This window comes from Paenibacillus sp. J31R34 (assembly GCF_059383715.1).
The window spans coordinates 1-23,366 of the sequence record NZ_JBXENU010000013.1; the positions used below are offsets into that span (position 1 = coordinate 1).

Annotated in this window: 22 protein-coding genes and 1 other RNA gene; 1 reads left to right on the forward strand and 22 read right to left on the reverse strand. The window is 49.3% G+C overall.

Annotation, left to right across the window (positions count from 1 at the left end; translation table 11 throughout):
* Window positions 1-321: 321 nt before the first annotated feature.
* The 14 genes from AC50YG_RS27320 to rpoE form a co-directional block, all read right to left on the reverse strand.
* A complete protein-coding gene (locus AC50YG_RS27320) occupies window positions 322-585 on the reverse strand; it encodes a pro-sigmaK processing inhibitor BofA family protein (RefSeq protein ID WP_494831561.1) in 264 nt (87 codons plus the stop codon).
* Window positions 585-878 carry a DUF2508 family protein gene (locus tag AC50YG_RS27325; RefSeq protein WP_341280478.1) on the reverse strand — a complete coding sequence of 98 codons (294 nt, stop codon included), beginning with the start codon at window positions 876-878 and terminating at the stop codon, window positions 585-587. The genes AC50YG_RS27320 and AC50YG_RS27325 overlap by 1 nt, the downstream gene beginning before the upstream one ends.
* 216 nt (window positions 879-1,094) lie before the next feature.
* Window positions 1,095-1,694 carry a recombination mediator RecR gene (gene recR, locus AC50YG_RS27330; protein WP_046229552.1) on the reverse strand — a complete coding sequence of 200 codons (600 nt, stop codon included), beginning with the start codon at window positions 1,692-1,694 and terminating at the stop codon, window positions 1,095-1,097.
* 43 nt (window positions 1,695-1,737) lie between these two features.
* Window positions 1,738-2,049: a YbaB/EbfC family nucleoid-associated protein gene (locus AC50YG_RS27335; RefSeq protein ID WP_056037661.1), complete on the reverse strand. Its 312-nt coding sequence runs from the start codon at window positions 2,047-2,049 to the stop codon at window positions 1,738-1,740.
* A 22-nt stretch (window positions 2,050-2,071) separates the two neighbouring features.
* Window positions 2,072-3,859, reverse strand: a complete 1,788-nt coding sequence (gene dnaX / locus AC50YG_RS27340) for a DNA polymerase III subunit gamma/tau (protein WP_494831564.1) — start codon at window positions 3,857-3,859, stop codon at window positions 2,072-2,074.
* Window positions 3,860-4,027: 168 nt separating this feature from the next.
* An RNA gene (ffs, locus tag AC50YG_RS27345) (signal recognition particle sRNA large type) lies at window positions 4,028-4,295 on the reverse strand.
* A 135-nt stretch (window positions 4,296-4,430) separates the two neighbouring features.
* A complete protein-coding gene (locus AC50YG_RS27350) occupies window positions 4,431-4,841 on the reverse strand; it encodes a hypothetical protein (RefSeq protein ID WP_473758703.1) in 411 nt (136 codons plus the stop codon).
* Between the two features lie 86 nt (window positions 4,842-4,927).
* The gene (rpmE, locus tag AC50YG_RS27355) at window positions 4,928-5,125 is read right to left on the reverse strand and encodes a 50S ribosomal protein L31 (RefSeq protein WP_046229556.1); all 198 of its coding nucleotides are present in this window, start codon (window positions 5,123-5,125) and stop codon (window positions 4,928-4,930) included.
* Window positions 5,126-5,366: 241 nt separating this feature from the next.
* Entirely contained in the window at window positions 5,367-6,623 is a 1,257-nt protein-coding gene (locus AC50YG_RS27360; protein WP_473758702.1) for a radical SAM family protein, read from the reverse strand.
* Between the two features lie 22 nt (window positions 6,624-6,645).
* A complete protein-coding gene (rho, locus tag AC50YG_RS27365) occupies window positions 6,646-8,013 on the reverse strand; it encodes a transcription termination factor Rho (protein ID WP_473758701.1) in 1,368 nt (455 codons plus the stop codon).
* 131 nt (window positions 8,014-8,144) lie between these two features.
* Window positions 8,145-9,404 (reverse strand): UDP-N-acetylglucosamine 1-carboxyvinyltransferase, encoded by a 1,260-nt coding sequence (gene murA / locus AC50YG_RS27370; protein ID WP_473758713.1) that lies wholly within the window; start codon window positions 9,402-9,404, stop codon window positions 8,145-8,147.
* 418 nt (window positions 9,405-9,822) lie between these two features.
* Window positions 9,823-10,218 carry a response regulator gene (locus tag AC50YG_RS27375; protein ID WP_046229561.1) on the reverse strand — a complete coding sequence of 132 codons (396 nt, stop codon included), beginning with the start codon at window positions 10,216-10,218 and terminating at the stop codon, window positions 9,823-9,825.
* Between the two features lie 139 nt (window positions 10,219-10,357).
* The gene (gene pyrG / locus AC50YG_RS27380) at window positions 10,358-11,962 is read right to left on the reverse strand and encodes a CTP synthase (RefSeq protein WP_046229562.1); all 1,605 of its coding nucleotides are present in this window, start codon (window positions 11,960-11,962) and stop codon (window positions 10,358-10,360) included.
* Window positions 11,963-12,361: 399 nt separating this feature from the next.
* Window positions 12,362-12,934 carry a DNA-directed RNA polymerase subunit delta gene (gene rpoE, locus AC50YG_RS27385; RefSeq protein ID WP_473758700.1) on the reverse strand — a complete coding sequence of 191 codons (573 nt, stop codon included), beginning with the start codon at window positions 12,932-12,934 and terminating at the stop codon, window positions 12,362-12,364.
* Between the two features lie 411 nt (window positions 12,935-13,345).
* Here rpoE and AC50YG_RS27390 point away from each other — a divergent pair, with 411 nt between their 5' ends.
* Window positions 13,346-14,479 carry a S8 family peptidase gene (locus tag AC50YG_RS27390; protein ID WP_473758699.1) on the forward strand — a complete coding sequence of 378 codons (1,134 nt, stop codon included), beginning with the start codon at window positions 13,346-13,348 and terminating at the stop codon, window positions 14,477-14,479.
* Window positions 14,480-14,533: 54 nt separating this feature from the next.
* Here AC50YG_RS27390 and AC50YG_RS27395 read toward each other — a convergent pair whose 3' ends face one another.
* The 8 genes from AC50YG_RS27395 to AC50YG_RS27430 all read right to left on the reverse strand — a co-directional run bounded on the left by AC50YG_RS27395 (window position 14,534) and on the right by AC50YG_RS27430 (window position 23,332).
* Window positions 14,534-15,913, reverse strand: coding sequence for an ABC transporter substrate-binding protein (locus AC50YG_RS27395; RefSeq protein ID WP_494831569.1), 1,380 nt, complete (start codon window positions 15,911-15,913; stop codon window positions 14,534-14,536).
* A 51-nt stretch (window positions 15,914-15,964) separates the two neighbouring features.
* Complete coding sequence (locus AC50YG_RS27400) at window positions 15,965-16,585, reverse strand: YdcF family protein (protein WP_494831571.1); 621 nt, start codon at window positions 16,583-16,585, stop codon at window positions 15,965-15,967.
* Window positions 16,586-16,597: 12 nt separating this feature from the next.
* The gene (locus tag AC50YG_RS27405; RefSeq protein WP_494831573.1) at window positions 16,598-17,995 is read right to left on the reverse strand and encodes an MBOAT family O-acyltransferase; all 1,398 of its coding nucleotides are present in this window, start codon (window positions 17,993-17,995) and stop codon (window positions 16,598-16,600) included.
* Window positions 17,996-17,999: 4 nt separating this feature from the next.
* Window positions 18,000-19,046: an SGNH/GDSL hydrolase family protein gene (locus tag AC50YG_RS27410; RefSeq protein WP_494831575.1), complete on the reverse strand. Its 1,047-nt coding sequence runs from the start codon at window positions 19,044-19,046 to the stop codon at window positions 18,000-18,002.
* A 356-nt stretch (window positions 19,047-19,402) separates the two neighbouring features.
* Window positions 19,403-21,076, reverse strand: coding sequence for a pectate lyase family protein (locus tag AC50YG_RS27415; protein ID WP_494831577.1), 1,674 nt, complete (start codon window positions 21,074-21,076; stop codon window positions 19,403-19,405).
* Window positions 21,076-21,951: an SDR family oxidoreductase gene (locus tag AC50YG_RS27420; RefSeq protein WP_494831582.1), complete on the reverse strand. Its 876-nt coding sequence runs from the start codon at window positions 21,949-21,951 to the stop codon at window positions 21,076-21,078. Before AC50YG_RS27420 ends, AC50YG_RS27415 begins: the two co-directional genes overlap by 1 nt.
* Before the next feature lie 17 nt (window positions 21,952-21,968).
* Window positions 21,969-22,544: a sugar transferase gene (locus AC50YG_RS27425; protein ID WP_494831587.1), complete on the reverse strand. Its 576-nt coding sequence runs from the start codon at window positions 22,542-22,544 to the stop codon at window positions 21,969-21,971.
* 38 nt (window positions 22,545-22,582) lie between these two features.
* Window positions 22,583-23,332, reverse strand: coding sequence for a glycosyltransferase family 2 protein (locus AC50YG_RS27430; RefSeq protein WP_473758712.1), 750 nt, complete (start codon window positions 23,330-23,332; stop codon window positions 22,583-22,585).
* Between the last annotated feature and the right edge of the window lie 34 nt (window positions 23,333-23,366).

The window sequence follows — 23,366 nt, forward strand, 5'->3', positions numbered from 1 at the left end:
AGTTAATGTGGCAGTTTCACTCGTTGTTCAGTTTTCAAAGAACAATTTCTCTTGCTTGCGTTTCGTTCTTGTCTGCCGTATGTCTCAGCGGCGACTCATATAATATATCACAGGCGCCCAAGTAAATGCAAGTACTTTTTTAAAAAACTTTTTCAGTGCTTTTCAACACTGTATGTACCTGCCCTTGACGCGAGATATAGAATACCATGAACCAGACGGACAAGTCAACCCAAATACAAAAAAAACAGGAAAGCCCTTATTTCAGGCTTGTCCTGATCTCCTTTAGTCCATTAACACTGCCTTTCATTGCTTCCTAAACACTTAAACCATCATGTGCTGCAGACCGACAATAAGCGCAATACCCGGAACACCGAGTACAACCACCGTTGTTATCGTTGCCGGATTAATGGGGATTTTAATATCAGAAATAAGACCGGAGTAATTCAATAAATAAAGAACTGCACATGCACATACCAGATGCAAGGTGAAGCTTTTTGCCCATGACCATGAAAGACGATGTCGAACTATTATGGCAAGCAGCGCAACCGAAGAGAAGACCAGAACAACAAGTAATATGTTATTCATCATTGGACCGCCCTCCATTCCGACCAGCTCTTGCAAGCTCTTTTGGCGGTGCGGAGCAAAGAGTCATAACGCTTTTCAGCCGTAATGATGGCGTATATCGCATAATCAATCTGGTCTTTACCTAAAGCATAGTCAAAAAAGCGGTTTGCATTTTCCCATTCCAAATGGGCCTCATAAATTTCCTGGCGCAGCCGATCGGTCCACTGCAGGGCATCCATCTCCCCTTGTACCCCATTAACCGACTTTTTTTCCGCCGTCATACTGCCGCTTCTCCATTTATTGAGCTGTTTCATCCCCTCATGACCTCCCGCTTGTCCATTCAAAAGCCAAGGCTGCCTCTATTCCATATATAAGCTAAAAACCTTGCAAATAGAACTAGCGTCGATATCAATCAACCACAACAGCTTTCTAAGCGAAAAAGCAGTACGTTATTCTCGCATACCCTTACATGCTTCATATAAAAAAGCTGCCCCTATCGTTTTGAACGATAAGAACAGCTTTGCCTATCTTTAGCCCAGCTCTCTGCGGCCTTCCAATGCTTTGGACAGCGTAACTTCATCGGCATATTCCAAATCTCCACCAACTGGCAAGCCATGAGCAATTCGCGTGACCCGTATGCCAAAAGGTTTCACAAGCCGCGATATATACATCGCGGTCGCTTCTCCTTCGACATTCGGATTAGTCGCCAGAATAAGTTCCTGCACTCGCTCATCACTGAGGCGGCGCAGCAGCTCGGCAATTTTGATCTGATCCGGACCGATTCCCTCCATAGGAGAGATCGCCCCTTGCAGCACGTGATAATGCCCCATGAACTCCTTCGTCCGTTCCATCGCCACCAAATCTTTCGACTCCTGTACGACGCAAATGACGGAGTTGTCCCTGAGCTTATCCTGGCAAATACGGCAAGGGTCCGTATCGGTTATGTTGCAGCAGATGGAGCAATAAGTCAGATTGCGTTTCACGCTTACGAGCGCTTTAGCAAAATCAATGACATCATCTTCCTTCATGCGCAGCACATAAAAAGCCAGTCTCGCAGCTGTTTTCGGTCCAATACCCGGCAACCTGGTGAAACTGTCAATCAACTTCGCTATCGGTTCGGGATAATGCAACAGGTATAGCTCCTTTCAAATCAGAACGAACAGTGGCTTATTTTTAGAACAAGCCAGGGATTTTCATGCCACCTGTAAATTTACCCATGTCCTGGTTCGCAACATCGTCCACTTTTGAAAGGGCATCGTTTACAGCTGTAATAATCAAGTCCTGCAGCATTTCTACATCTTCCGGATCTACCGCTTCCGGTTTAATTGTAATATCAAGAACTTTTTTGTGGCCGTTTACAGTAACGTTAACTACGCCGCCGCCTGCTGTGCCTTCAACGGTTTTGTGGACAAGCTCTTCCTGTGCTTTCATCATTTGCTCTTGCATCTTCTTCACTTGCTTCATCATTTGATTCATATTGTTCATTATTATCACCTCTTATTTATAGTTAAAAATCATCTTTCACAACGACAAGCTCTTCACCAAACAGCTTTACCGCTTCCTCTACCCATTTAGGCTGGGCCGGCGCTGCGTCCGGCATATCCGATTGCAGTTCAAACGCTTCGTCCGGCGTACCTGAGCCACTATCGGTTGCAGACTGCCATTCTTTAATCATAACCGTCGCAAGCTGAAGCGGCTCCCCGAACACGCTTTGCAGAACCCGCTCAATAATTTCTTTATGCGTCGGCTTCTCCGTTGTTTCTCGGTGCATCGTGTTTTTGAAAGCAACCAACACAGTGCCGTCCACGACCGATACCGGCTCACCGTCCATCAACCACGCATGGACGGTGATTTTGGTTTCCTTCACCCGCTGCAGCAGCTCGCTCCACTTCATGCGGACTTGCCCCGTTTCACTGCTGCCAGCAGCGGTTAAATACGGCCCCAGCTTAACTGACGTGCGAACAGATACAGAGTTAGAACCACCGCTGCGGTTATTAAAGGCAGGTCGATTACCATTTGCCCCGGTCCGGGCTGCTGCACCGCTGGCAGCCGCACCTCCACTAACAGCCGGAACGCCATTTTGCAACAGCTGCTCCAGCTTGCGTTCAAGCTGCTCCACTTGCTGGCGCAAACGGCCCACCTCTGCGGAAGAACTCGCTGCCCCGCCAGATGGCTGGGCAGCATCCCCCGCAGACGCGACTTCGCGGCTATCGCTGATGGTGCAAATTTTCATCAGCGCGACCTCGAACAGCGTCTGCGACTGAGCGGCATGCTTCATTTCCGATTGATAGCTGTTCAGCGTATCAATCATGCGAAACAGGCGATCTGGCGTAAAAGCATCCGCCATTGCCCGGAAACGGTCCGCGTCAACGACGCGTTCCGTTGCTGCTCCGCCTTGCGGAGCAAGCTTAAGCACAAGCAAATCCCTGAAATAATAAATCAGGTTCTCCATGCACTTATCCGCGCTCTTGCCTGCTTGCGTCAAGCTTTCGACAAGCGGCATCACAGCGCCAACATCACGATCGCGAACCGCTTCCGCCAGTTCATAGTACTGGTCGGCCGCCATCCCGCCCGTTACATCGACAGCACCATCCAGCGTAATGCTTCCGCCTCCGAAAGCCGCTACCTGCTCAAGTAGGCTAATGGCGTCACGCATGCCGCCTTCCGACAGCCTTGCAATATAAGCAATCGCATCCTCTTCGGCGCTAATGCCTTCTTCCTTACAAATCTCATGAAGCCGCTCCGACTGCTCTGCAAGCGACACCTGCCGAAAATCAAAACGCTGGCAGCGGGAAATAATCGTTGCAGGAAGCTTATGCGGCTCTGTTGTTGCTAATATAAAGATAACATGTGCAGGCGGCTCTTCCAATGTTTTGAGCAAAGCATTGAACGCCTCTGAAGTAAGCATGTGTACCTCATCAATAATGTACACTTTATATCGTACTTCAGATGGGGCGTAGCGCACCTTATCCCGTATATCGCGAATTTCGTCGATGCCCCGATTGGAGGCAGCATCAATCTCCACGACATCCATAATATGACCAGCTGTAATACCGCGGCATGCGTCGCATTCATTGCAGGGCTCCACTGCCGGGCCAGATTCACAATTGACTGCTTTCGCCAATACCTTAGCTGTCGTCGTCTTCCCCGTCCCACGGGGACCGTTGAACAAATAGGCATGCGAAACGCGATCCTCTTTTATCGCATTTTGCAGCGTCTGCACAATATGCTGTTGTCCCACCATGTCCCGAAACGTCTGGGGACGCCAGGCACGGTACAAGGCAATATGAGTCACATGGACCGTTCCCTTCTTGTTTCCTTACAGGAATTCTGCAAAAATACTCTATCTCTTATTATACATGATCAAAGCCTCAAGCCAAACAAAAAACACCCGCAGCACCATTCGAATTCATCGAAAAGCGTCGCCGGTGTCTGTGAACATCCGAAATATAAAACTTTAATACCGTGCACCTGCCCTTGATTAATGTAACCCAGGCGGCACTCTTGCACCACAGCTCGAGCCAGGCACTCCCCCGGCACATGAACTAACTTACTTACGGCTGCTTCCTTCCGGACCTGACCGAGTTCACAAGCGTCCATTGCGGAGGACCCAACTGTCAACACTGCTCGCAAGCGCCAAACCCCGCATAGACATAACCTCAAACAGGAATTCAACCTCGCTAAAGCGGATTGCGAGTTACAGGGCACCGCTAACTCCCCATCTAGCACGGCAAAAATAAGTATAGCTGATAATGTTACAAAGCGCAACTTTTCTGGAGACAAGACATGATATGCAGCTTTTCAGCAAGCGTGAGCGTCATGGCCTTCTCAATAAGAGGAAGGACCTTTCAGCATAAAAACGGGCGTTACCGGCTCGTTTTTACCCGCACCTCATAGCGCGGCATATTATATTGCAAAGTTTCCTCTGCTTTATGCTGAAGCTGCTTCACCTGCGCATCGGACATGCCCGGTTTGGCGGTCAAATGAACGACCAAATGCTCCCCATTAAAATGAATCCAGCTTTTATGGACACCATCCATCTTCTTGATCAGCTCGCCGACAAACTTTCCGTCTGAGCCGTAATTTAAATACGAATGCTTATTCGGTATGTTCGGGTTGCTGTTAGACAGCCCCATATAACCGTCATGGCCATAGGATTGCATCTGCTGCTTATGATCAGGCTGACCACAGCCGACAGCACTTGTCGCTGCCAGCAGCAGGACACCTGCCAACAACAGCATGCGCGAGCTTTTTGAAAGCAATATGCTCCTTCTCATCAAAAAAACCTCCCTTATAACCATTAGAATGGCTAAGGGAGGTTCTTGTATTCTGCCAAATATAGACAAAATAGACATCACAGCAATTAGATGCCGTATTTCTTTTTGAAACGATCGACGCGGCCGCCCACATCCAGGAACTTCTGCTTACCCGTATAGAATGGGTGGCATTGGGAACAAATCTCTACACGAAGGTTCGGTTTAATGGAACCAGTCTCGAAAGTGTTACCACAAGCGCAAGTTGCTGTAGTGATATGGTATGTCGGATGAATAGCTTGTTTCATCTCTTTCACCTCTTTCTGCCCTGAGCCACAGGCGGGCCCAGAATTAAGTCATACATCTCTGCATTATAGCATAGCCCAGTCCATGTTGTAAAACACAAGGTGAAACGGTTGTCGCCGTCCTTTGGCGGCGCGGCACGTTTCAGTCCGAGAAATATAGAGAACGTATGGAGAAATCATATGCTTTCCTATATTTCAAAAGAAGGAGCTGCCCATTACTGGACAATCTGCTCCTTCTAGGGCATTAAGATTGAATTAAGCTCGCAGGCGGAACATGGGTGAACGAGCCAATTACGACATCTGGCAGCTCATCACGGAAAATTTCCAGCATCTGCTTCATCCCATAAATCTCGCCTTGTGCCGGCGGGATCAAGGATAAATAGCTTTCCGGGTCAATGTTCAGGTTCCGCATTTGGATGAGCTTGAGTCCAGTCCGCTTAACAAAGCCGATCATCGCCTCCATCTCTTCCTCACGATCCGTCACACCAGGGAAAATCAAATAGTTAATCGACGTATATACGCCCTTGTCCGTCGCATATTTCAACGACTTCTCTACATTGGCGAGCGTATAGCCACGCGGCTTGTAATAGGCATTGTAATGGTCATCAAGCGCACTGATGGTGCTGACACGCATCAGATTGAGGCCCGCATCGACAATTGCACGAATGTGATCCGTCAGCCCAGCGTTCGTATTAATGTTAATGTAGCCAAGTGATGTCTGGCTTCTTACCCGTCGCATCGCGTCGACAATAATCCGTACCTGCGTAGAAGGCTCGCCTTCGCAGCCTTGCCCGAAGCTGATGATAGAATCTTCATGGCGAAGATGCTCCAGCATAATCTCAGTCACTTCGTCCACTGTCGGCTTGAAGTTCATCCGTGTTTGCGGAGCAACAAAGCCGCTGTCGTCCGGCTGTTCAGAAATACATCCAAAGCATCCTGCATTACACGAATACGAAACCGGAACCGCACCTTCCCAGCGTTGCAGGAACGTATTAGACGACGTCAAGCATTCATAGCCAAGTGCACAGTTCGACAAATGCTTATATAGACGATTTTCCGGATATTTAGACGTAATGCGTTCAACTTGCTGCTTTACCTCATCACGGTCGCAATTCAGCGGATCCCAGCGCTCCGGGTTATCGGATTGCTCTGCTGCAACGTAGAATCCATTGTTTTTCCATACGACTGCCGTATAACCGAATAAAGGCAGTTTTTCATTTTTGTCTGCTTTGACATAGCCTGGCAGGGCAAGTCGCGTAAAGCCTTGCGGCAAAAGCGCGCCAACCGCCTGCTTATTGCCTGGAAGCAGCTGCATTTCGCCCGTATCCGGGTTCAGGCCCACTGCCTTCGTAAATGGCAAGCTTACAAGCGTCGCCCCTTCCGGCAACGGAATGAGCTCGTCCTCCATCATTTCGACAATCATATCGCCGCTGCGGCCTAAGGCTATATAGTGAGGATGATCAAAGACATTTCCTTGTTCATCAGCATATACAAGATTCATGATGTTCTCCTTTCAGGCAGCGCTAAGAGCTATGCGTCGTGCGAGGGGCTGCCGAACGGCGGCCCGCCGCTGGCGTTGATGATGACGACGAACTAGTACTGCTGCTTTTGATTCCGCTACTGCGCTGCGGCGGCTTCGTCTCAGGCATGGAATCGAGCGACATGAGAAATTCACTATTCGTTTCGCTGTTTTTCAGCTTTTTGAGGAAGCCGTCAACGAACTCAATCGAATCGTTCATATTTTTACGAACCACCCATAGCTTCTCCAGCTCTTCTTGCGTCAGGAGCATTTCTTCTCGGCGCGTACCCGATCTGCGGATATCCAGCGCTGGGAAAATACGGCGTTCAGCCAGTTTTCTGTCCAAATGCAGCTCCATATTGCCTGTACTTTTAAACTCTTCATAAATGATGTCATCCATACGCGAGCCTGTCTCCACAAGCGCTGTCGCAAGGATCGTCAAGCTTCCGCCCTCTTCCACATTCCGCGCCGCACCGAAAAACCGCTTCGGACGATGGAATGCAGCAGGGTCGATACCACCGCTCAGCGTACGGCCGGATGGCGGCACTACCAAGTTGTAGGCACGAGCCAGACGCGTAATGCTATCCATCAAAATAACAACATCCTTCTTGTGCTCCACCAGTCGCAGCGCTCTCTCCAAAACAAGCTCTGTTACCTTAATATGATTTTCCGGCACTTCATCAAAAGTAGAAGCGATGACTTCGCCCTTAACCGAACGCTGCATATCTGTAACTTCCTCAGGCCGTTCATCAATAAGCAATACGAACAGCTCAATCTCAGGATGATTGGTAGAAATGCTGTTGGCAATCTCTTTGAGAAGCAACGTTTTGCCGACTTTCGGAGGTGCAACAATGAGTCCACGCTGGCCAAGTCCAACAGGTGCAATTAAATCCATAATTCGTGTGGAAAGTTTAGAGGATGCCGTCTCAAGCACCAGTTTTTTCTGTGGAAAAAGAGGAGTCAATGCGGGAAAATGTAACCGTTCAGCTGCGAGTTCAGGACTCGTCCCATTAACTGCATTTACTTGCAGCAAACCAAAGTATTTCTCCGAATCTTTCGGAAGCCGGCATTTGCCGGATACTAGATCGCCTGTACGAAGATCGAACTTGCGAATTTGGGAAGCCGAAATATAAATATCCTCTTTGCTTGGCAAATAGTTGATAGGCCTAAGAAAGCCGAAGCCTTCCGGCAAAATTTCCAGGACGCCCTGCATGAACATCAAGCCGCTTTTCTCAGCCTGAGCCCGCAATATTGCGAAAATCAATTCCTTCTTCTTGAGTTGGCCATAATACGGAATTTGATACTGCTTCGCCAGCTTATACAAATCCGTCAGCTTCAACTCTTCCAGATCGGCGATCTGAAGATCTGTCATGTTCTCACCACTTTATTCAGTTTTATGGTACAGCATACCGCTAAAGTCCGATCTATCAGTATATACCATAGTTGGCGCCGGTTATTCCTCATCCCTATGGACCAGCGCCAAGCTCAGGTCTGCCTGCTTATTTAGGAGGTTTCCGTCTCGCGCCACACATCGGCGCCCAGTCTTCGCAAATTATCAACCAAATGATCGTAGCCACGGTCAATATATTCCACGCCGCTTATTTCGGTAATGCCTTCCGGTACGGTCAAGCCAGCAATAACAAGCGCCGCTCCTGCACGCAGATCTGCTGCTCGAACCTTAGCGGCGTTAAGCGGGCCGCCTTCAATAATGGCTGATCTTCCTTCAACACGAATGTTGGCGCCCATGCGCGCAAGTTCAGGGACATGCTTGAAGCGATTGCTGTATACATAGTCGGTTAAAATACTTACGCCGCTCGCTTGTGTCAGCAAGCTCGTCATAGGGGACTGCAAATCGGTAGCAAAGCCTGGATAAACCAATGCTTTAACATCAATAGCATTGTATTTTGGAGCGCCCACGATGCGGATAGACTCATCCATTTCGTATACGGTAACGCCCATTTCTTCCAGCTTCGCCGTCATAGCTTCCATATGCTTCGGGATGACATTGTCAATCGTGACATCTCCGCGCGTTGCCGCGGCGATAATCATGTAGGTTCCGGCTTGAATGCGGTCAGGAATAATGGAGTGGCGGCAGCCGTGCAGGCTATCCACCCCTTCAATCCGAATGGTTTCCGTGCCGGCCCCTTTAATTTTTGCGCCCATGGCATTGAGAAGAGTAGCTACATCTATAATTTCAGGCTCTTTTGCCGCGTTTTCTATTATAGTAGAGCCTTTGGCCCGAGAGGCCGCAAGCATAATGTTGATCGTTGCTCCTACACTTACCACATCAAGATAAATTTTTGCTCCCCGCAGCTCCTTGGCAGATATGCGCATCGAGCCATGCTCATTCGTTACGGTTGCGCCAAGCGCTTCAAAGCCTTTAATATGCTGATCGATAGGTCTTGGTTCAAAATTGCAGCCGCCAGGCAAGCCAATAACAGCTTCTCCAAAGCGTCCCAGCATCGCTCCCATCAAGTAGTAGGAAGCACGAAGTAGCTTAACCTTGCCATTGGGCATAGGCTTCGCTTTAAGATTAGAAGGATCAATGCGCATCATATCGCCTTGCCAGTCAATGACCGCACCAAGATCTTGCAAAATTTCGCTATAAACAGCAACATCACTCAAATGAGGCAAATTGTCCAGCACAACCTCGGACTCCGCCAGTATTGCAGCGGGAACCAACGCTACAGCGCTATTTTTAGCACCGCTGATTTGGACCGTTCCTTGCAGCGGACGTCCGCCGCGTATCATCAATTTCTCCATCAATTTTGTAGTCCTCCCGTTGTATCGAAAGAGAACAAAGGAAAAACCGCCACAGCGAGCACACGCCGCCGCATGCACACTGTTAGAAGGCGGTTCGTCATCCCGTGCTCCTGTTGTTACGCTTGATTGTTACTTCCGAACAAGCGGATTTTCTCTTGAAATACAGCTTGCTTTGCAAAGCGAGCAGGAGACAGGTATCTCCATGGATGAAAGCCTTGTCCATTCGCCGACATCATTTTCGAGAATTGCAGAGCTGCAAGCCACATGGTTCTCTGTGTTTACATTTATTTTACCAATACCTAATGCGATAGACAAATGAACAGCTTGATTCTGAGCCATTATACCATAATGGCGTCAGGAATGGTAAAGCTCTTTTGCCAAGACTCCAATAATAGAATAATAAAAAAGGGCCCGCTAATCAGGACCCTATCGCGAATCGACTGCTGGAACCGCCATCTAGCTGCATGTTCACCGCTATTCGCATTTCATCAATATCAAACGGCTTGGTGAAATGCATCAAGGCTCCGAGATCGGTCGCTTCCTTAATCATATCCAGCTCACCATAAGCCGTCATCATAATGACTTTTATGTCTTTATTAATGGCTTTCACATGCTTTAAAATTTCTAAACCGTCCATACCGGGAATCTTCATGTCAAGCAGCACCAAATCAGGGCTTTCCTTCTTCACAATTTCCAAGGCAAGCTTGCCGTTGGAGGCTTGAAAAGTCGCATAACCCTCACTGCTGAACACTTCCATCAAAAGCACACGGATTCCATTCTGATCGTCCACTATTAATAGCTTCTTTTGTTCCAAAATATAATACCTCCCACGACAGAGCGACAACAATTGGCCTGCTCTTCCATCATCGTTAATATATTCGCGGATCAAGTCGGAATATCCTTCTGCTCCAGGAAAAAAATTGGACGGTTTATACATTTATGTTACGAATACACTATCTCTCCGAAAACGCAAGCGCCGCGCGGACAAATCCGCGGAACAGCTTCTGAGGACGATTAGGTCTGGAAGTGAATTCCGGGTGGAATTGAACGGCTAGGAACCAAGGATGATCCTTCATTTCCACCATTTCTACTAGTCTGCCATCTGGGGAAGTTCCCGAAATGGTCAAGCCAGCTGCTTCCACTTGCTCGCGGAATTCATTATTGAACTCGTACCGGTGACGGTGACGCTCATATACCAGCTCATCGCCATATTCTGTAGCAGCGAGCGAGCCTGGAATAAGCTTACAAGGATATAGGCCAAGACGCATCGTGCCGCCCATGTCTTCAATGTCCTTCTGCTCAGGCAGCAGGTCAATGACAGGGTATGGCGTCGATGGGTTAATCTCCGAGCTGTTGGCGCCATCAAGGCCAACCACATGACGTGCATATTCAATAACAGCCACTTGCATGCCAAGACAAATACCGAAAAACGGCACTTGCTGTTCGCGGGCATGGCGAATGGCAATCACTTTGCCTTCAATACCACGATCGCCAAAGCCGCCCGGCACGAGAATGCCGTGAACGCCCTGCAAGCGATCTGCCACATTGCTATCCGTCAATTCTTCCGCATTTACCCAACGGATTTTCACTTCGGAATCCGCATCGATACCTGCATGAGCAAGAGATTCCACGATGCTTAGGTAAGCATCATGCAAAGCTACGTATTTACCAACAATCGCGATCTCTGTTGTTTTGTGCAGCGACTTCACGCGCTGTACGAGGCTTGTCCACTCCGTCATATCCGGCTCGTTCGTGCCGAGCTTCAAGTGGTTGACGACGATATCGTCCAAGCCTTGCTCGCGAAGCATCAAAGGCACTTCATACAAGGTGGAAGCATCACGGCATTCCACAACTGCATTTGCATCAATATCGCAGAACAAGGCGATTTTGTGCTTTAGGTCCTCCGCCATCGCATGCTCCGTACGGCATACGATTACGTTCGGCTGGATGCCGATGCTGCGAAGCTCTTTTACACTGTGCTGGGTCGGCTTCGTTTTCACTTCACCAGCCGCTTTAATGAATGGAATCAGCGTCACGTGAATGTACATTACATTGTCACGGCCAATATCGCTTTTGATTTGACGAATAGCTTCCAAGAATGGCAAACTCTCGATATCGCCAACCGTTCCGCCAATCTCCGTAATGACAACATCGGAAGCCGATTCTTTGCCTGCGCGGAATACACGATCCTTGATTTCATTTGTAATATGCGGGATAACCTGCACCGTTCCACCCAAATAGTCGCCACGGCGCTCTTTGGTAATAACGTTGGAATAAATTTTGCCTGTCGTTACATTGCTGTTTTTGGACAGATTGATATCGATGAAACGCTCGTAGTGGCCAAGGTCAAGATCCGTCTCTGCGCCATCATCGGTTACAAACACTTCACCGTGCTGATAAGGGCTCATCGTTCCCGGGTCTACGTTAATGTACGGGTCAAACTTTTGAATCGTTACTTTGAGGCCTCTGTTCTTCAACAATCGACCAAGCGATGCGGCTGTAATCCCTTTACCCAAGGAAGAGACCACGCCTCCGGTTACGAAAATATATTTTGTCACTGTGCCAATACCCTCCAAGCTCTAGTGTGTATTCCTATAGGATTCCCAATCTATCCAATAAACATAGGCGCTTTCGCGCCACAGCGGTTTATCTGTATCATCAAACGAAAAGCCAAAGCCTTCCGTCGCCGAACATGTTCTTCTACAAACAAAAAAAGTGACACCCGTAGAGTACGGGGCACTTTTCGTTTGGCGTATTATTAAGCGGTTGTCTTAACCGAATCTAAAGCCCATGCAATAGTTTACTCTGACGTATACAACCTGTCAAGTATAAACGGCGCTGCCTGTCGTACTTGGCGGCAACGAGCGTTCCACGCTGAAATAGAAGCGGCCTGAATAAGAGACCTTCTTATCCATTCTTATATTTCAAGCCTAAACGATTCATGGGTGAACAAGGACTTACTTGCTGCCCTCTTCCTCTTCATCTTCTTCAAAATCTTCCGCTTCCTCGCCTTCTTCCAGTTCCTCATCCGAATCATCATCTTCATCTTCCAGCTCTTCGCCTTCGATTCCGGTTTCTTCGTCTGCTTCGGCTTCTTCTTCAGCTTCCTCGAACTCACGATCTTCATCATAAACATCGTAGTCCTCTTCGTCCGCTGCGTAAGTTTCCTCTTCCTCATCCGCGAACAGATCTTCATCATCGAGATCGTCGTCGTCGTTAATGATTCTGGAGCGTTTGGCGTTGGAAATCGGGTCTTCGTTGCGCTCTACTGGATACCAGCGCTTAAGCCCCCACATATTTGTGCCGACGCAAGCGAAACGGCCGTCAATATTAATTTCAGTATATACTTGTGCAATAACTTGATTAATCCCATCGGTAGACAATCCGCGTATTTTAGCAATCTCCATCATGAGATCACGGTAGTAATACGGCTTATTAGTTGTCTTAAGAAATTCAAATGCCAAATCAACCATTGGCATTTCCTTAATCCGCTCAGGGTCCAGCTTCAAAGTGATGTTGCTGCCGCTCATATGGACACATCCTCTCTTGCCATCTTCATTCATTATCAAACTATAGTAAAACCTATTTCTTTCAAAAAAGCAAGCGTCAGCCTTTCCATTGTGGGACTTGTCCACAAAGCTCGCACCATGATAATGAATTTATTAGCGCTAGAGCGGTTTGAAGCGCTCTCCGCAGCTTGTACAACATGATAAAAAGCGAAGGAATCCCTTCGCTCTGACTGTATCCATCCGGGCCGCGCTGGCCGCTAACGTTCCGGAGAGGTAAGAGCCCCATAGAACTCTTACATCATCCTATGTGCAACCGTGCATTTTGACACGGTTTCACGCCTAATTATATCAAAAAAGGCAAGTGGCTCATGCAGCTTGCTCCCCTCCATCATACAATAGCTCAGCATCGTCCGTCGGGAGGGGACGCGAAATTTGGACACTACCGTTTTTCTCCATTGGTTGCAAGGCGCGATGGCCGGCTCGGAGCAGACGACACCAAAGCGCATTATCCGTTTTTACCAGCAGAGCGAGTACCAGCGGTTTATAAAAGACTGGTCGGAGCTGCCTGATGGCAAGACTGCGCTTAAAACCGTCAAACAGCTGCCCATCATACGCGCTATTTCCTGTCGTCTGCCTGTCGAAGAAACCCTCGCCCGATTCTCCACAGGGGTATGGATTGAGGATGATCGACGCATTACCGTTCATGCCGCTACACCCAAATCCTCAATGTCCGAAAAAGGAATCCCTTGGGGCGTCCAGCATGTCAAGGCTCCGCAAGCCTGGGGCATGACTACCGGCCATCGCATTAAAATTGGCGTCATTGATACCGGCGTCGATTTCAGCCATCCCGACCTGCGCCAGTCGCTGTCGCGCGGCATAAATTTGCTGAACCGCAGCATGCTTCCCCATGATGACAATGGACATGGCACCCATATTGCCGGAACAATTGCTGCCGCCAATCAGCTGCAGGGCATGATTGGCATCGCTCCGCGCGCACAAATCTACCCCGTGAAAGCGTTCGACCACAACGGCAGCGCCTTCGTCTCGGACATCATCCTCGGCATCGACTGGTGCGTGAGAAACCGGGTTAATATTATCAATATGAGCTTCGGCATGAAAACCCGCAGCAAAGCGCTGCTTACCGCCATTACCAATGCATATAACGCAGGCATTATAGTAGTCGCTTCATCAGGCAACGACGGCAAACGTCGCTCGGTTGATTATCCAGCACGTTATCCGCAAACGATTTCGGTAGGCGCTACTACCCGTCTTAGGCGTGTCGCCCCTTTCACCAATCGCGGTACTCATATCGATATTTACGCCCCTGGCGATAAAATCGTCTCCTCATGGCTGCGCGGCAAATACCATGAGATGAGCGGCACCTCCATGGCAACCTCTCATGTCAGTGGCGCTATTGCGCTGCTGCTCGCCTATAAACCGGGCTTATCGCCCGCCGACATTAAATGGATACTCAAGCGATCCAACCAGCCGCTGCGGGGCAGCAAAGCCCAGCGGCTCATCGGGGAGCTTGATATTATGCGCATGCTGCAAGCCGCCGACCGATGAGGTCAGCGGCTTTTCATTCCAGCCTTTCCGCTCAGCTGCGGCGCCTTGCACCCTTTAAGGCTTCACTGCCGCGCTGGAGGCTCCCTCAGACGCTGCAGCGGCATCAGTTGATGCATGGCCTGCCCCATCTGCTGCCGGTGCTGTGGCACCAGCTTTGCTTGCTAGGTCAGCAAGCCTGCGATTGATTTCTTTTTCAGCCTGATCCAGAATGGTCTTCGGCTTCCAACCCTTCTCAATGCCTTTGGCGAGCTGCTCGTTCCACAGCTTCTGCGCGTCAAAATCAAGCGCTGTGTATTTGCGCTCATACATCTTGCTCGCGAGCTCTACATTAAGCGGATAAACGATTTGCCCACCCAAAAATGTCGAAGGCTCAGGTTTTTGACTGCTTTTGGTCAACACGGGAGCATAGGCCGGAACCGCATTGCCAAGACCGTATTTCGCATGATCGGTTACGACGTAATTCATGAACGCCCAAGCCATCTCCTTATGCTTGCCGCCGGAAGGAAGTAAAAATACCGAACTGTTCTCCCAGCCGTTCAATTTCAGCGGCAGACGGGTTTGCCGCCACTTGCCTGCCGTTTCCGGTGCCCACTGCTCCAGAACTGAGTCTCCCCAGATGCCTAGGTACACCATAGCCAGCTTGCCATCCCGTACAGCCTCTTCACCTGAATCCTCCCAGATGTTGACGCCGGGCACATGCTCCTTCAAACGCTGCGTCAGCGCAATCGCCTGCTCGAAGGAATCATTATTGTAAGCGAACTGATTGTTATTATTAACCAAGCCCGTCCTCTGGGCGCTGGCAAACAGATTGATTGTCTCGCCGTACCACTGCGTAATCCGAACGCCCTTATTTTGCAGCGTGTTGTTCATCTTGACCCAGTTGTCTGGATCATCCATATACGTCGCCAGCTTATCCGGATCGGTAGGGAAGCCGTATTTCCTCAAAATATCCTCACGGTAGTAGGTCACCTTTGGCGATGAGGAGAGCGGCCAGCCGATAAGGCGCTTTCCGTCGAAGGAAAGGTTGCTGTCCCACAGCGACTGGCTGAAGCCAGCCTTGTATTCGCCAGCATTGTAAGGAGCGTCGAGCAGATTTTCCAGCTTGTCGCTGTCCCCAAAGTTCGGAAAGGCGGCGCTATCGAGCATAATGATATCTGGAACGCTGCCTGAGGCAAGCGCTTCGGTATATTTTTCAACCTGATCAGCGTAGGTAACCTCTGTCACCTTAATCGCAACCTCTGGATGCAGGTCGTTAAATGCCTTGATGGTATCCTCCCAGCCGCCATAATATGTCCAGAAGGACAAGCTGATTTTTTCCGCAGGCTTTACTGGAGACGCTTCCGGAGAGGCACCTTGCTGCTTCGTTTGGCCAAATGCCAAATAGCTCCCTATCACAAGCACAAGCAGCGCAAGGACCACCCACATCTTTTTCATCACAAAACCCCCATTGTAAAAACATTCTGGCTGCAGCTGTCGTTATCCCAATCAGAATACAGCTTTATTCAAGCGTTTAAGCAGTCGTTTGGCCTCCTTCCCATCGATACCGAGCCAATTTCCGCCCAGCTTGATATATTCATTTCCGGTAATCATCAGGCTAGTTTTACTGCTCCACCATTTGGCAGCGTTAAACTGAGGGCTTTCGTAACTGGCGTAGGTGAGCCGGAAATCCCCATCCTCAAACGTTTGCCCAAAAAGATATCTCGCCCGACGCATATGAAAATCAGAAGTGACCACGATAGCGGAGCTAATCCCATGCTGATCCATAAGCGCCCTTACGTAAGCCGCATTTTCTTTCGTGCTTCGCGCCTGCGTCTCCAAATAAACCCCGCTTGGTGGCAAAACAGCAAGGCGAAGCTCCTCTTGAATATAATGGTCGTTTGCATTGGAAATAATGAGTGCTTCCGCTTCATATTGCTGATAAATTTCTAGCCCCTTCGCCAGCCGCCCCTCCTCGCCGCTCAATACAATAATCGCCTGCGAGGCGGAAGCGTTCGGCGCAACCGCCAAAAAGTACCCGGCGCGCCATACGGCAACCGCCAGCAAAACGAGCAGCATGCCCAGCGTCCACAAGGTGATACGTTTCCTTCGACTCCATTGCCGATTCACGCCCCGTCCCCCTTAAAACTGAAAATAAATAAATGGTGTGGAGGCTGTAGGCATAAGCAACAGGAGCGCAAGCAGCACGAAAAATAAAATAAACAAGCCGCCAAAAGTCGTTAAATTGACGCTAGGATACGTTTTTAGCCTTACGCCCACCATATGGCCGGCCAAAACAAGCACAAGCACGAAGCCCAAGTAAGGATAGAACCACATGAGGCCGCCGGTGTCGATGAGGAACATTTTGCGCAGCACCAGCAAGGAATGCTCAAAGCTTTGAGAACGGAAAAACACCCAGGTGACGCAGACAAATACAAACGTAAGCGCCCACGCAGCGATTCGGTATAACCAGTGGTTGATTTCCTGTTTTTTAAGCACATGGTTGAAATAAAGCTTGTGAATGACGAGGGCAAGGCCATGCAGCAGCCCCCATAATACGAAATTCCAGCTTGCTCCATGCCAAAGTCCGCCAAGCAGCATTACGAGAATGAGATTGATATTGGCACGAATAGGCCCTTTGCGATTGCCGCCAAGAGAGAAATACAAATATTCTCGGAGCCAAGACGACAGCGAAATATGCCAGCGCCGCCAAAATTCTGTGACGCTGCGGGACAGGTACGGCATATTGAAGTTGCGCGGAATGTCGATGCCCATGCATTTTGCCGAACCGATCGCCATATCGGAGTAGCCGGAAAAATCGCAATAGATTTGTACCGCATACGCAATAACTGCGAGCCATACAGTAAGTGGCGAATATTCGCCGGGACTTGCAAATACCGGATCGACAAACATCGCCATATGATCGGCGATAATAATCTTTTTGACCAGACCAAAGATGAATATTTGTCCGCCCTCAATTAGATTGCTGCGCTTAATGACGATGTCACGGGCCATTTGCGGCAGAAAATGCCGCGGTTTGAGAATCGGCCCTGCGATCAAATGCGGAAAAAACACGATTAACAGCGAGAAGTCCCAAATGGACGAAGGCTTGATGTCGCGCTTGTACACATCGATCGTGTAGCTCATCACCTCGAACGTAATAAACGAGATCCCCACGGGCAGCACGATTGACAGCAGCGGAAACGTCATGCCAAACTGATCCAGCAAGCCATTTGCCGAATCTATGAAAAAATTAAAATATTTGAAGAAGCCAAGAATTGCGAGATTGGCAATGACGCTGAATATAAGCCAGCGCTTGCGCACCGCAGCTTCTGTAGCCCGGTCAATCGACACGGCACTCACATGGTTAATAAGCGTCATCACCAGCACGAGCAGGACGAAACGGTAATCCCATACGCTGTAAAAATAATAGCTGCCGATCAGCAAAACCGCTTTTTTCAGCGCATGTATTTTAATAGTAGATAACAGGATAAGCATTACGGCAAAAAACAGCAGATACTCCCAGCTTGAAAATATCATTTTCTCATCTTCCTTCGAAATAATTCGCTACTGCTTTGCTCACTAAATCATGCCCCGAGCTGTTCATATGCCCAGTTCCATATGTAGTGTTGGAGAAACCATAGGCTGGCAGCCCCGTATCCTGATAGGCGTTCACAAAATCCCGTCTCATATTCAGCATTGGAATTCCCTGCTCTTTGGCTGTGCGCTCGGCAATTTCTTCAAAATAACCAGGCTGCTGCTCGCCATCTAGCGACTGAAAGTCGATTTGGGGTAAAAAGACAAAAACAAGCTTCGGATATTTTTCCTTCAAAATACCGAATATCCAGTTGACCAGCTGTTCATCTCCCGCTTGAGGTGTGAAGTCTGGGCTCTTAGTATCCTCTGACGCAGCTTCATCCTTCTCCAGCAGCTTTTGCAAATGATCAGAGCCAACACGAACAACAGACAGCCGCAATAGGCCATAGAAGGCTTGAAGCTTTGCTGCAACCGCATTGCGGCTAATAAAGTCTTCATTAAAAACAAGCTTGTACGAGTCCCCGTCTTTCGTGGCAAAGTAGCTGGCATTTTCACCGTACAGATCCTTGAGATCATTCTCATTAATCTGGATGACAACGGCATCGGGATCGACGCGCTTCTTGTAGAAGTCAGCCAAATAGGCATAATGTGCGGGTGAGGCGGAGCTGCGTCCAGCATCATAGGTCATGACCTTGCGTGAATCCAGCTTAGGCATCCGTGTCTGGACTTGGCGAAAAAACTTCACTTGATCGCCAACTTGGAGCGCTTCCGTATAGGAATCGCCCAAAAATAATATCCGGTACTCTGCCTTGCGGGCAGCGGCCGTCTCATTCGGATCGGGAAAAGGCTGCGCGATGGCGCCTTCCGCATAAATTTTAGTGATGCCGTAGCCTTCCTGTCCGTTCACATACAGCCCCGGGTTCAAGATGCGCCCCAGTTCAGGATGCTGCAGGAAGCCTGTCGTACGAATCGTTGTAACCTCCAAAATGCCTTCCCAGGCAACCAGCGCCACAAGCAAGGCCAGCAGCGCTTTACCCGCAAGTTTGTACCTCATGATCCCCACACCCCATTATCAACTTCCACTGCGTAGATACTTTTTAAAAATAGTATGCTAGCGGACACGGACACCCGTGCCGTTATTTCGGTAAAATGCCGCCTTTTAGCCGCTAGCCGGACAGCAGAGCCGCTATTTGTCCATTTACCCTTCATTTTTCGGAGCTTTGAAGGGAATAGCGTCTTTCCTGTCCGCACAACTACCCATTCTTCTTGTATCTCTTACAATAGCGGCATCTCAGTCCGCTGCCACTATTCTTCGACCAAACAACCTTCTACCGAGTAACTACGACCGAATCTACACACAAACCCCTAACCTTTCCGCGCAGCGCAGCCCTCTCTTCACCAAGCAAAGCTCTACGATACCCCGCTATAAACCGCAGGGTAATGGACGGATTTCGTAAAGATGCCAAACGAATTAATAACCGCCTTGCCGCTGCCAGCCGTAACGCCGACCCAAATCTTTTTCACGTTGTCCTTCACGTCGAAGTAGATCGGGTCCGCCATATCGCGGGCCGACATATAAACACCGCCGTACGTATCGGCAAAATAAAAGCTGTTGTTGCTCATGCCGCGCAGCCAATTGCCCGAGCTGCTGAGCTGCTTGCCATTTTTGTCATAGCCGCGAACAATAACCCGTCCGCCAAGCTCATCCTGCGCCGCACGCTTAATAACGAACTGCTTAACGACCGAGACATCGACCATCGCCCCTACAGCGACACAGCCATTTGCAAAAGTAACAAAGCCTTTGCTGCTGCTGATGCAGGCAAAATTATTCGTCGACGTAGGCTCGCCACCCTTATTGCTCAAGAAGGACATGCCGTCAAGCGAGGCATCTGTATTCGACTTGCTCCAGCGCTCCGACAAATTAAATGATTCGCGCAGCGTGAACTGGTCAAAAAAGCTCGATTCCTGCGTCGATACAATTTGATTACCGAACTCCGATTGGTCATCCAGCTTGGCGTCGCCGTAGCTGACATTAAAGGTGTTGTTGTTGCTTTTATTTTTCAACCGGGCTATATAGACGCCATTCGTCTCATTGCGAACATAATCAAATGTATTGTTCAGCCCATGCTCAATGACAATCGGCACGCTCTCGGCAGAGCCTGTCGTATTGCGCTGGTTCAGCTCAAAGCTAGGCTTTACGAATACATTGTTGTTATTATTCGTGTAGGAGCCATCCTCCGTCGTAATCACAATGCCGTATCGGCTCTGCGACGTATTGTTGCCGCTCCATACCGCGAAGTTGCCGCCCGTATACAAATTTTCATTGTTCCAGCCCGATACTTTGGCTTTGTTTCGCTTATTGGTTACCTTTAGGCCGATTTGGTTGGAGGTAAGCTTGCCAAGGCGAATGTCATTGTAGGCAAAGCCTGTACCAATCCCAATCGTCTCTACGCCTACGGAGAAGTTTTCGGCACGCTGAATGTGAATACCCGAATTGTTGGCATTAATAATCCGAATGCCGATCGCCTTACGCGACTTGTCCTTGGACCAATCCGCCAGCTTGCCTCGCCGTACATTAAGGCCGCTGTATTCAGCTCCCGTCACTGTACTTTCCTCGCCCAGCGTCAGAAAAGGCTCATAGGCCGTTCCGGTATATATGAGCGGGGCACGCTGATCCACCGAAATATTCGCTGGAATCACAATTGCTTTAGAGGCGCGGTATTCCGTTAGCTCCGGGAAAAGCAGCGTTACTTGCCGGCCCTTATCCCGCAGCGCCTTTGCCTTGGCAATCGCTTTGGAAATCGCGCTCCAATCATCCTTTTTGCCGTCCCCTACTGCACCGTAATCCACTACATTAATAGAAGCGGCATCCGCACTGCTTGTCGCTGCGGCGGCGCTCGCCACTGGATTGCCCTCCACCTCTAGATGAAAGCCTGTGCTCCCGCCATTAGAGGAGGTTTGCACCTTATCTGACTTCAGCGACGGCAAAGCCAGCGCGGCTATAATAACAACCAATAAACTAATTCCCCAAATCCAGCTGCGTCTCATCGTGTTGTTGTTTCCCTCTCTCGTGAATCGGCTCATTATATCGTCCCATGCTTGCGCAGCGCTGCAACTTCCAGCTTGATGGTTTCATCGAAGCCAATCGGCTTGAAATCCAGCTCCTTCGCCGCTTTGGAGTAATCAAAGTTTTTATCCTCATTCAGGCGGAGAACCTTCTCATAATTAATGATCCGGTTCGGTATTTTTTCTCCGATTCGGCCTGCGAGCAGAGCAAGCTTATAAGGAATATGCAAAAATACAATCTTCTTGCCCAACGCCCCAGCGATCAAGCTAAGCAGCTCCTTGTATTTCAGCGGCGCTTTGCCTGCCACATCGTATTCTTGGCCGCGCGTCAGTTCCTCGCGATTCAGCATCGAAACGAGCACCTTCGCCAAATCATTGGCGTAGATCGGATGCATCAGGCCATCCCCTGCTCCCAAAATCGGATAAACGGGAAAACGCTTCATGATTTTGACGAGCATATGGATGTTGCCATCCTGATGATTGCCGCAAATCATCGACGGACGAATAATCGTATAGGTTAGACCGCTTGCACGCAGCAGCTGTTCATTTTGCAAATCAATATGCGAGGAGCTCTTGAACTTGCTGTAGATGCCTGTGCTGTTCACGTAATAAATGCGCTGAATACCATGCTGGAGGCAAGCATCGAGCACATTTTTCAATTGATTGCGCGGCGCAAGGTGCAATACCTCCGTAATCCCTTCATGGCCGAGAGCCTTCTGCACGCTGTCCGCATCACGCAAATTGCCGTAGACGAAACGCTCGCCGTCCTTCATCCAGGATACATCGCTTGATTCCCTGACCATGTAGCATACTTGATCGCGCTTAAAATCCCGCTGAAGCTGCTCATATAGAAATCGGCCCGTCAGCCCTGTTATGCCCGTTACCAGAATCATTGCTTTTGCCTCCTGCCTTAAGCTTTAATATCGCTTGCTTTGAAAACCTTGAAAATAGTGATGAAAATAATTTTGATGTCAAAGCCGAAGGACATCTGCTGCAAATAATGCTCGTCCAGACGGACCTTCTCGTCATCGGAGATCGAATCCCGGCCCGACACTTGGGCGTAGCCCGTCAAGCCCGGCTTAATATCATTGATTTTGCGGTCATTGCGCATCTCAATTAGGGAATATTGATTGTACAGCGCAGGCCTTGGGCCGACGACAGACATTTCCCCCTTCACGACGTTAATAAGCTGAGGCAGCTCGTCGAGGCTTGATTTTCGCAAAAATCTTCCCGTCTTCGTTATGTAGGATGCTGGATCCTGCAGCAAATCTGTTGCTACGTTCGGCGTATCCGTCCGCATGCTGCGGAACTTGTAAATCGCGAACAGCTGGTTATTTTGCCCCATCCGCTGCTGGACGAAAAACACGGGTCCCGGCGATTCCAGCTTGATCAAAATGGCCACCACCAGCATGACCGGGCTGAACACAATTAGCGCAATGCCAGCGGATATAAAATCGAATGCTCTTTTTAAAAATTGATTGTACATGCGTTTTCGCTCCTCCCCACACTATATAGCCTTTATCTCTACAATCTCTTAAACACGGCGTTCTTAACGTAATTCGTCAGGCACCATGAAGCTATAAAAGGGTTTAGCTTCTCAACATCGCGGTACAAACGCCACATTTTGTAGACGGCTTTGATTTTATTGTTCGAGATCGAGCCTTTCACGAGGCGATAGTAGCTCAGCTCGACGGGCAGGCCGTAGGCCAAATGCCCTTTTTTCAAAATCGACAGCCACATGCCCGTGTCCTGCTTTGCCCGAATGTTCGGCATCTGCACCTGGCCGAGCTTATGTCGATCCAGCATGACGGTAAGGCAGCCGATAATCGTATTTTTCAATAGCGTATCGTAATTAATAGAAGGAACCACTCCGATAACTCGCTCTGTCAGTTCCCCTTCCTCCGACATGACACGATAGCTCGTGAAGGAGAAACCGATATCCTGCGTCCGCATAAAATCGAGCTGCAGCGCCAGCTTCGTCGGGAGCCACAAATCATCGCTGTCCAGAAAGGCGAGGTAACGGCCACGCGACATATTCATCGCTGTATTGCGGGCTACCGCCGCTCCGCTGTTCTTCTGCAAGCGATGCAGCTTAATCCGGCTGTCGAGCGCAGCTTCCGCTTCAATAATCTCGCAGGAATTGTCCGAGGAGCAATCATCCACAATAATCATTTCCCAATCCTCAAACGTCTGGGCTTTAACCGAAGCAATCGTTTCCTTTATAAAACGCGAGCAGTTGTAGGACGGCGTTACAATCGTAACGACCGGGTCCATCAGATTAGACACGAATATCCCTCCAGCTTATCAT